This window comes from Bartonella sp. AP9QHHD (assembly GCF_042195625.1).
Classification (GTDB): domain Bacteria; phylum Pseudomonadota; class Alphaproteobacteria; order Rhizobiales; family Rhizobiaceae; genus Bartonella.
This window is the reverse complement of record NZ_JBHIOP010000036.1, coordinates 47376-57309: the sequence shown is the minus strand read 5'-3', so window position 1 is coordinate 57309 and position 9934 is coordinate 47376. Positions and strand designations below refer to the sequence as shown.

General features: G+C 37.4%; 12 protein-coding genes and 3 pseudogenes. 4 read left to right on the top strand and 11 right to left on the bottom strand.

The window, feature by feature from the left end; genetic code table 11:
* Positions 1-105: 105 nt before the first annotated feature.
* The 5 genes from ACFIK4_RS02930 to ACFIK4_RS02910 all read right to left on the bottom strand — a co-directional run bounded on the left by ACFIK4_RS02930 (position 106) and on the right by ACFIK4_RS02910 (position 2047).
* Positions 106-270 carry a hypothetical protein gene (locus ACFIK4_RS02930; RefSeq protein WP_375613522.1) on the bottom strand — a complete coding sequence of 55 codons (165 nt, stop codon included), beginning with the start codon at positions 268-270 and terminating at the stop codon, positions 106-108.
* On the bottom strand, positions 258-662 hold the full coding sequence (locus ACFIK4_RS02925; protein WP_375674924.1) for a hypothetical protein: 405 nt from the start codon (positions 660-662) through the stop codon (positions 258-260). Before ACFIK4_RS02925 ends, ACFIK4_RS02930 begins: the two co-directional genes overlap by 13 nt.
* On the bottom strand, positions 659-1096 hold the full coding sequence (locus tag ACFIK4_RS02920; protein WP_375629745.1) for a hypothetical protein: 438 nt from the start codon (positions 1094-1096) through the stop codon (positions 659-661). The genes ACFIK4_RS02925 and ACFIK4_RS02920 overlap by 4 nt, the downstream gene beginning before the upstream one ends.
* A gap of 82 nt (positions 1097-1178) precedes the next feature.
* Entirely contained in the window at positions 1179-1667 is a 489-nt protein-coding gene (locus ACFIK4_RS02915; RefSeq protein WP_375629748.1) for a hypothetical protein, read from the bottom strand.
* Positions 1668-1879: 212 nt separating this feature from the next.
* Positions 1880-2047 (bottom strand): hypothetical protein, encoded by a 168-nt coding sequence (locus tag ACFIK4_RS02910; protein ID WP_375629751.1) that lies wholly within the window; start codon positions 2045-2047, stop codon positions 1880-1882.
* Positions 2048-2129: 82 nt separating this feature from the next.
* Here ACFIK4_RS02910 and ACFIK4_RS02905 point away from each other — a divergent pair.
* The 3 genes and pseudogenes from ACFIK4_RS02905 to ACFIK4_RS02895 all read left to right on the top strand — a co-directional run.
* A pseudogene (locus ACFIK4_RS02905) lies at positions 2130-2567 on the top strand (DUF488 family protein).
* Positions 2568-2670: 103 nt separating this feature from the next.
* A complete protein-coding gene (locus ACFIK4_RS02900; protein ID WP_375674922.1) occupies positions 2671-2850 on the top strand; it encodes a hypothetical protein in 180 nt (59 codons plus the stop codon).
* Between the two features lie 125 nt (positions 2851-2975).
* Positions 2976-3934 (top strand): annotated as a pseudogene (locus ACFIK4_RS02895) (tyrosine-type recombinase/integrase); the annotation flags it as partial.
* A gap of 57 nt (positions 3935-3991) precedes the next feature.
* Here the strand turns inward: ACFIK4_RS02895 and ACFIK4_RS02890 are convergent.
* From ACFIK4_RS02890 to ACFIK4_RS02865, 6 genes and pseudogenes are all read right to left on the bottom strand, one after another.
* Entirely contained in the window at positions 3992-4291 is a 300-nt protein-coding gene (locus ACFIK4_RS02890) for a HigA family addiction module antitoxin (protein ID WP_375629753.1), read from the bottom strand.
* Positions 4292-4308: 17 nt separating this feature from the next.
* A pseudogene (locus tag ACFIK4_RS02885) lies at positions 4309-4589 on the bottom strand (type II toxin-antitoxin system RelE/ParE family toxin).
* 204 nt (positions 4590-4793) lie between these two features.
* Complete coding sequence (locus ACFIK4_RS02880; RefSeq protein ID WP_375629754.1) at positions 4794-5429, bottom strand: ribonuclease HII; 636 nt, start codon at positions 5427-5429, stop codon at positions 4794-4796.
* 199 nt (positions 5430-5628) lie between these two features.
* Positions 5629-6537: a 4-(cytidine 5'-diphospho)-2-C-methyl-D-erythritol kinase gene (locus ACFIK4_RS02875; protein WP_375629755.1), complete on the bottom strand. Its 909-nt coding sequence runs from the start codon at positions 6535-6537 to the stop codon at positions 5629-5631.
* Between the two features lie 237 nt (positions 6538-6774).
* Positions 6775-7623 (bottom strand): S49 family peptidase, encoded by an 849-nt coding sequence (locus ACFIK4_RS02870; protein ID WP_375612095.1) that lies wholly within the window; start codon positions 7621-7623, stop codon positions 6775-6777.
* Between the two features lie 191 nt (positions 7624-7814).
* Positions 7815-8603, bottom strand: coding sequence for a tRNA1(Val) (adenine(37)-N6)-methyltransferase (locus tag ACFIK4_RS02865; RefSeq protein ID WP_375629758.1), 789 nt, complete (start codon positions 8601-8603; stop codon positions 7815-7817).
* 179 nt (positions 8604-8782) lie between these two features.
* On the opposite strand from ACFIK4_RS02865, the gene ACFIK4_RS02860 reads away from it, so the two are divergent.
* Complete coding sequence (locus ACFIK4_RS02860; RefSeq protein WP_375629760.1) at positions 8783-9859, top strand: polyprenyl synthetase family protein; 1077 nt, start codon at positions 8783-8785, stop codon at positions 9857-9859.
* Positions 9860-9934 lie beyond the last annotated feature (75 nt).

The window sequence follows — 9934 nt, the reverse complement described above, 5'->3', positions numbered from 1 at the left end:
GAAAGTGAGGGAATTGAGTTAACACATCCAGTGATACTTAACAGAGCTATACAACTCAACAGTTTTAAGATTTTCTTCATTATTCCCCTCTTTTAATGGATTTATTTACGATAAAAAGCTCATAAGCCTGTTGATATTTTCTGTCATCGCTTCATTAAAACAACGGTGAACAATATTGAGATGATTGGTTGAGGAAATAATCCCGCCATTCCAAGCGAAGGCAAGGATGGCGGATTGTTGATCATCACAAGAAAGACTTAAGGTTTGCATTCAGGTGCATTTTTATATTTTTTACAATAAGGGCTGTTTAAGCGCTTCTTGACACTGCGCTGTGATATGATAGCACCTGGACGACAAATGGGCAAGTTTTCGGCTTTATGATTTCCACACCAGCCTCCCCCCACATCATATTTATAGCGAAATCCTGCTTGAAGCATGCAAGCATCAATGGTTGCATTTGCATTGTAGCTGAGCTTTCTGCTTTCTGGATCCTTATCATAAGGAGTTGGCATACCACATTCTAATAATGCTTTTGCTACCTCTGTAAAATCTGCTCCTGGCTTCTTCCATGCCCCTATAGAAGATGAGGGAGTTTTAGTAAACTGGCACCCAGCTATACTCAATAGAGTTATCGCACTTAATAATTTTAAGGTTTGTTTCATTTTTTGCTCCATGAATTAATTGAATCAATTTGTATACGGTGAGATGAACCATAATCATGTCTACATGCTCGATCCGCATTTGCATAACAAACATGAGGGCTGGGATAACTAAATAGTACTTTCTTTGCCTCTTTAACTGCGTTACTACCAAAGGGTCTCTGGTAAAAAGTAGCGGGATTTCCACCAAATACTACACCAACAAAATCATCTGTATGGTTTTCCAAGCCGACAGTGGTTTGCTTGCCATCCTTTAAGATATATAACGTATCTGCCATGTCTTGAGTATTATAAGCTGGACCAAAGAAATTAACCATTGTTTCCTTTGCTATACCGAGAACACCATGCTTTACTAAATTATATGATCCATTTCCTGCTGTTATGGTACCACGACTATGGGCATCATCATGCAATCCTGTATTGCCATAAAGATACATTATATCCTGGAATTTCTTGGTTGAATTGGTCAATCCAAAAAAAAAAATCTACCTTCCAGAAACTTCTGAAAAATCGCTATCCCTACTTCCACTTCCCAGTCTTCAGCTTCTGGGAAGTATGTAAAATAAAGGGGACCATGATCATTGTCAGCAAACTGGACAGTATAACGCGCAGCATCATCTGGTGAGGTAAAATACCATTGTAAAACATATGAACCTTGCCATCAGAACCTTTTTGTAAATGTTTTTCTTCTTCTGGTGTTAAATAGTGATACAGAGGTATTTTTCTTCCATAGCTGTCTTTTATATAGTTTCCATTTTTATCTGTTGCATAGAGGACATTGCCATTTTCATCATGCTCAACCTCACCCTCAGGATATTTTTTGACATAGGCGATTTTATAAATTTTATCAAAGTATCCCAATCCTTCATCCGATAAATCATTGATCATATCTACGCGATTATGCACTACCCCCTCAAGCGGTGCGACATCTAGCTGTCCTACTGCTTGGTGGGCTGCTGCGGTGTTACGGTTGAGAGAGCCAATGATTTGTCCAGCATCTTGCCCCATCGCCGTCTGTCCAGTTATATCAGTAAGGATGATACTCCCATCACTGATAGCAGATTTGGTTTCCCCTTCTGCTCCATCCTTGGCTTTGCCGTGATTTAAAACATTTTTGGCAATGTTCTTTATCGTGTCATTCCCAGAAAGACTAAACCCTTGGCTGCTGGCTTGAGCATGCGCACTGTTGGTGATATCACTGGTACTGATACTTCCTGTGGTCAGGCTGTTTTTTCTGCCGAGGCTGTGCTTTCAATAATACCTCCGGTCAAAGTTGTTTTATCTTTAACAGTGATATCAAAACCGCCATCACCAGCTTTAACCCCTGTTTGCTCCACAACGCTGTGATAATCACTGGAGGATTTATCCTTTTGGAAAGAGGCGCTCATAGAGCCCCCACCTATTTACTAAGGAAATAAACGTGTGTAACATCAAACATATTATCATACAGCCTGCTAAAGATGAGAGCTTTTGTTTTTTACCATTGGCTATGAAAGAAAATCCTTTGAGGACTATTTCAATCAACTTATCAAAAATAATATTAAACTTTTGTATGATATTCGTAAAAATCCAATAAGCAGAAAATACGGATTTTCAAAAAGACAATTAGAGAAAGTTGTAAACAACATTGATATTGAATATATGGCATATGCCTGAACTTGGAATTGCCTCTGAAAAACGAAGAAATTTGAAAACACAAAAGATTATGATCGCCTTTTTGAAGATTATCAAAATACAACTCTCAAGGATAATTCTTGTGCAATAAACAAATTATATCAAATTTTTTTAAACAAAAAGCGCGTTGCAATCACCTGTTTTGAAGCTAATGTATGCATGTGTCATAGAGGACAACTCGCATTAGCTCTCATTCCGTTGCCTGATTGGAAATATGAAATTAAGCACATCTAAAAAAATAAATTTGCATATTTTTAAAAAATGGGAGTGCCCATATGCCTCCCAGCGCCCTACCCATTCCTAATAACTTTTAAGTGATGCATGATTCACGCTACGGGTGAATTCTGCGCAAATCAAGGAAAAGAAATATGAACTGACTAATGAAACAATTGAGGTTGGTGGATACATTACACTTTACTGCATCCGTGATTTGAGAGACTTTGGAGATGTAAAGGCAGGTGATCTTGGCGCTTTTATACAAAAAAAAGACAATCTAAGTCATGATGGCAATTGCTGAATAAGTGATGATGCAAAAGTCTATGGTTATGCCAAAGTTTTTGGGGATGCACAAGTTTTCGGTGGTACATTTATTAGTGGAAAAGCTAAAATTTATGACAGTCCATTGATTTCCATCAGAGCAAATATACGCTGGCTATTAAACAAGCGCAAAATGGCATCTCCAAGAAAATAAACAGACTTACAAAAGGCTCTTTCGATTGGTTATTGCATCAGTATTTACAAAGCATGCAATGGCATAATCAATTAGAATCTACTAAAAAGTTAAATATCGAATTCTGAACAATGTTTCTAAAAATATTGCTGATCGTGCACATAAAAGCATAGAAAAACACCACATCCTTGACGCCGTAGACAGAAGGCGAGCTACTCTCGCAGCGGCAAAATATTTTTTGACCTCTTTAAACGATCTCTTTAATTGGGCGGTTGATAATGCCCTTTTAAATAGANATTTTTTGACCTCTTTAAACGATCTCTTTAATTGGGCGGTTGATAATGCCCTTTTAAATAGAAATCCTGCCTTTAATATAAAAGCACCAAAATCTTTAAACAGTGGGGGATTACTGCCATGGCTAGAAGAGGACATAGACAAATATTATCACCATTGGTCACATGGTACACATGAACGCGTCTGGATTGATGTTCTTCTTTATACAGGCTTGCGTCGTGGTGATGCCGTTCGTATCGGCTGGAAAGACGTCAAAGATAATATCATTTATCTCAAAACAGAAAAGAGCCAATTTAAAACAGGTGTTTTTCTTCCTATTTTACCAGAACTAGAGGAAACCCTTAAAATTGGTCCCATAGGTGATCAAACATTCATTTGTGGTAAAGGTGGAAATAAGCTTGTCAAAGAAAGTTTTGGCAACCTCTTTCGTGAAGCATGTAATGCGGCGGGTATTAAAAAATCAGCGCACCGATTGCGAAAATTAGCAGCAAAACGTGCTGCCAATGCTGGTGCTACGGTTTCACAAATGAAAGCGCTTTTTGGCTGGAGCGAAGATAAAATGGCATCCCTTTGTACCAAAACAGCCGATAGAAAACGACTTGCAACAGAAGCAATCAAAAAGCTACAAAAAAGTTAGAGCAATGGGCGGCAGCTAAAAAAACAAACCAAAGCACCATCAAAATTATTAACGAAATCAAAGCGGCGTTTGAGGTGTATCAAAAACAAGAAGAGAAATAGGTGGTTGTGCCTGTTGCTTTGTTTGCCATAAATTATAGTTTGTTTGCATATCCAACCAAAATTTTGCTTTACTAAAACCAGCTAATTCTAATTTAATAGCAAGCTCGGTACTTATAGAAGCATGTCCGTTAATCACTCTTGATAAAGAAGCTCTTGTCATATGGAGATGATCAGCTAATTTTTGTATTGTTATCCCCATTTCTTCTAAGAAAGCTACTTTCAGAACTTCACTCGGATGTGCGGGGTTATGCGTCATTTTTTTCATTCCTCTCATCAATGGTAATCTTGATAATCAACAAGCTCCACATCTGTTCCTATAAAGCGAAAAGTAACACGCCAATTTCCATTCATCCATATAGAATAGTACCCTGTAAGTTCACCTTTAAGAGGGTGTATTTTAAAGGCAGGCGCTCTCAACATTTCAGGCGTAGTAGCACTTGTTAAAGCCGTTAAGATAACGCATAATTTTTTAAGTGATCTGGTCAAATAGCTTTTGTGGAACCTGTTGTATAAAATAATTTTAAGCCCTTATATTTAAAACTCACAATTGCCATTACCGCCCCTTGTCGTATATCATTGCTATACGGTTAATAACAAATAAGAGTTAAGCCCATGTTAGAAATATCTGATTCTATATCTGGAAAAATAGATAGGAATAAGTGATAAAAAGCTTCAAAAAGGTTAGGGATAGACACTCAAAAAACATAATAGAATCAATGAATTATAAAACCCTTTACTCTTGTAGTAAATCACTGATTTTAATTACCTTTTTTACACTCTTTTAGTGGTGCAAAACTATAACGATGTAATCCTATAACTGGTCCATATTTATCAAGAGCTGTACGATGCGCTAGCGTTGCATAACCTACATGCTTCTCTAAACCATACCCTTTATAAACTTGTCCTGTACATTCCATCATCCGATCACGCGTTACTTTCGCAATAATAGATGCGGCTGCAATTGAAACTGAACGCTGATCGCCCTTAATCAATGCCATTGCAGGACAGGACAACTCAGAAGGAATATCACGCCCATCAACAAGGACATAGTGGGCTGGAATGGCTAATCCTATAATACAGCGACGCATTGCTTCTAACGTTGCTTTTCTAATATTAGATTGATCAATTGTACGAGCACAAAGACTGGCGACTGAAACCGCTAATGCACTTTGCAAAATTTCATGATAAAGTCTATTTCGTTGGAAAAAAGAAAGTTTTTTTGAATCATTTAACCCATTAGGAATACGATCTCTATCCAAGATAACGGCTGCTGTTACCACAGGTCCAGCGAGAGGCCCCCGTCCTACTTCATCAACACCTGCTATATGAAAAAAACCCTGTTTTTGCAAATCCAATTCGCACGAAAAATTTGGTTGAAGCGGCAAATTAAACATCTTTGATACATCACAAATACAACAAACATACATCTATTTCTGTAGCCTGATCATTTTTTGCAAGCATTACAGTTTTAAATGGCTCTTCAAACATTCCACGAATTCTTGCACAAAAAATAAAAAAACACATTTCTTTGGTTACCCTCTTTTATTATGTATAATAAAATCATGATAAAATAAAAGCTTTTATATTTATTTATCAAATATTTCCTAAAGTCATGATAGGTTTTACAAACCAATTTGGGTACATTGATTTGATAAAAAGAGCTGCTTGTTGCGCCGTTTGTTTATTTTTAAAAATGCCAAAGCAAGTTGCTCCCGTTCCAGACATACGGGAAAAAAGAGCCCCACATTCATCTAATATAGATAACACTTCAGCTAACTGAGGTGCTATTTTTAATGCAGGAGAAAAAAGATCATTACGCGTTTCTTGTAAAACTTCAACTAATGAATCAACACTCTTTAAAGCGTCTGTATTAATTTTTAAAGAAGGATTATGACGCTTCTCTAACGCTTTAAAAACAGCTTGTGTTGAAATCTCTTGTCCATGATTAACCAATACCATTGCTAATGAACAAGCTTCTTTTAGTCGTATCATCTCTTGACCAATTCCTTTAACCAAAAGCGGCTGCTGATACTCTAATGCACAAAGGCACATGGGAACATCAGCACCAAGAACTAAGCTCATTTTTGCTAATTCTTCGTAAGAGCAATCAAGATTCCACTGCCGACGCAACATGCTGATAACCCCAGCTGCATCACCTGAGCCACCACCAATGCCTGAAGCAACAGGTAATGTTTTTACAAGCCGAAAAAAAGCAGGTTGAGCACATTCCGGAAAAGTCTTATGCATAAAGTCCCTTGCGCGAATAACCAAATTGTCTAAATGAGAAACAAGCCCTTTTGCAAACGACCCCGTCAAAACAAACTGATTATTTTCACAAGGTGCATAGTGTAGACAATCACCGCTAAGACTAAAATAAACCAAACTCTCTATTAAATGATACCCGTCAGCACGTTGCCCTACAACATGTAGAGCTAAATTCAATTTAATAGGTGTAAATAAATAGGAATGTCTTTGGAACGAAGTTTGTACATTTGATATCATATGACGTAATATTCACTTACATAGGGTTCTTTTAAAAATTTCCCCCTTTTACCCATACTTTTAGCACGAGCCCTATAAACAGCTTGGAATATTCTTAATCGTTTTCTAAAAAACAATAAATATAAAGAGTTCTCATACAAAATAAACGACATGTTCTCATTCGTATCATTTCAAGCCTTTTTTCTTCTAGTATCTGTTTTTAGATAAAAATCTCTCTGGCTTGAATGATCCTTTCCATCACAAACCATAACGCTGCCAAAGAGCTCGCTCTTCTGCTGCCATCAATGCACTATCAACGACTGTATAGACCGTATGTGCCGTCACTCCTGAAGGCGTTTTAGGTCCTAAAAAACTTTTTGGAGGCATAATAAGTCGAAGTTTTGCATCATTACCAAAGCGCTCCTTAATAACAGAACGTACATCATTCAATCCATCAACCAGACCAAGCCCAACGCTTTGTTTTCCACTCCAAAACATTCCTGTAAAGAGATTCGAATCATCTGATAATTTTTCAGCACGCCGTTCTTTAACCAAATCGATAAAAGTTTGATGCACTTCAAGTTGGAGAGATTTCAAATGCTCAATATCCGCCTTTTTTTCTGGCTGAAATGGATCTAATGTAACTTTGTTCTTTCCTGCTGTGTATACACGCCGTTCGATACCAATTTTCTTCAAAAGTTCCGGAAAACCAAAGGAAGCTGAAACCACTCCAATGGAACCAACAATTGAAGAAGGATCTGCAAAAATTTCATCCCCTGCACAAGCAATCATATAACCACCAGATGCTGCAATATCTTCAATAAACACAAGAACCTTTTTATTTTTTTCTTCTGCCAAGTCACGAATGCGCTTGAAGATAAAACGCGATTGTACAGGTGAACCACCAGGAGAATTAATAATAAGTGCAACAACCGGTGACTTTTTGTGTGCGAAAGCCTTCTCTAAAAGATTTGCACACCTACTGAGGGAAAGGGTACGAGATATAGATGCTGATGAATCCATAATTGCTCCTTGAAGGCGCACCACAGGAATTTCAAGTTTATCGGAAGAAAAACGGCGTGGAATAAAACTTTTAATAAAATCCATCAAAACAAAATCTCCTTATAAATTAAGAACAATTAAATAGGCAAGGACAACAAAAAGGAAGAACGCGATACCATCCAAAAATGCCAATCAATCCCCACATTACAACCAGAAATATAATTTCATCCAAAGTCAAACCTCCCTAACAACAAAGTGTAGACTTTAAATAATAAACTAAAAAACACAAGATACTATTAGAAAAGTTCCCACAAGCTTATATATCCATTATTAATTGCATCAACTCGGGGTGAAAAAGTATGGTCATTACCTTCATGTATAACCAATGCCGGTAAAATAGATAAAGCTGCTCTGCTTCCTCGTTTTGCGTAAAATAAAAGACGAATTGCTGCTGTCTTTGCACGTGCATGCACAGGAACGATACAAATACCACCAAAGCGCCCTTCTAAAGCACGCAAAATATCTACTAGTGATTGTGGTCGTGCAATGAGCCCTAAGTATCCACCTGGCTTGACAATCGCTGCTGCACTCCGCAACCAATTATCAAACATCGCTTCAGGCATAACATGTGCTTCAGATTTTTGTTGATCAGGTGTCTTGCGATCAGTGGGATTATTAAAAGGTGGATTCATAATCGCAAAATCAAAGCTATTATCTATCAAACCTGCTTTTATACGGGCATTCCCTTTGAAGGTAACATCTGCTTCTAGCAAACAAATTCGGCTAGCAAATTGTTTATTTTGTTTTAGCATAAGCGTTTTTTGAGCATAAGATATCATAAAAGCCGAACGTTCAACTAAGGTAACATGAACTTTCAGACAACGCGAAGCAACAGCTAACCCTGCAGCTCCAGCACCAGCACCTAAATCAACAACCTTGCCCTTTAAATCACTTGGAACCAAACTAGCTAATAACATCGCATCCATTCCAGAACGATGACCATATTTATGGGGTTGAACCAAATAAAATTTCCCGCGGTGAAAACTGTCAATTGTTTCACCACTCTGATTCGCTGCTTTATCCATTTAAAAGCCTAATGCTCACCTTTATAAACTGCATTTTTGCCATTCAGCTGCTATTTTAAATTTTTTATTATTTTATAACAATAAGATTACACTCGCTAAAGAACATTTCTTGCCAATAACATTCCAAGCTAACACTTTTAAACGACATCAAAAGCTTGAGTCAAAACCAAACCCCCTTTATGCTAATGAATAAAGTAAATTTTATATATGTCCATTGCAATACTCTAGGAGTAAACACATTGAGTGCAGCTATCAAACCAAAACAAATAAGAAATAATCAAATTTCTCTTCAACCTCTTGTCAATCTTACTCAAAAAGATATGGATTGCGTAAATCAATTTATTCTCTCTATGGCAAAATCAGAGGTTGAGATGATCCCTGAAATTTCTAACCATCTTATTTCATCAGGTGGAAAGCGATTACGCCCAATGATTACGCTCGCTTCTGCTCATATGTTCGGTTATCAAAGTGACGGGCATATAAAACTCGCAACAGCTGTTGAATTTATGCATACAGCAACATTGCTACACGATGATGTGATTGACGAAAGTAATTTACGACGTGGAAAATCTACAGCACGGATGATTTGGGGGAATCAAGCAAGTGTACTTGTTGGTGATTTCCTATTGGGCCAGGCCTTTAAAATGATGGTCGATGTCGGTTCCATAGAAGCGCTCTCTGTCCTAGCCAACGCTGCTGCAATTATTGCTGAAGGAGAAGTTATGCAACTTTCTGCCGCAAAAAATATAAAAACCAGCCCTTCAGAATATCTCAAAATCATCGATGCAAAAACAGCAGCACTTTTTTCAGCAGCCGCTGAAGTAGGACCCATTATTGCTGGCTATGGAAATAAAGAGCGTTCTTCATTACGTGAATATGGAACATCCTTAGGTTTAGCTTTCCAATTAATTGATGATGCACTTGACTATAGCGGTAGTGCTCAAAACTTAGGAAAAAATATAGGGGATGATTTTAGAGAAGGAAAAATCACAATGCCTGTTATTCTCGCATATGAGCGTGGGAATATGGTAGAAAAAGATTTCTGGAAAAAAGCGCTTGAAGATGGCAATAATAATGATGAATCCTTCGCACACGCGCAACACTTAATGGAAAAGTATGATAGTATCACAGATACAATAGAACAAGCACGCATCTATGGAAAATATGCAATTGATGCTCTTGTTCCCATGAATGAAAATCTTGCTTATAATGCTCTCGTTGAGACTGTTGAATTTTGTATTGCGCGCGTAAACTGAATTCTTTGCAAGAATCGCAGTATTTCTCAACAAAATAATGAGATATGATCTATAAACAACACCATCAATTGATTA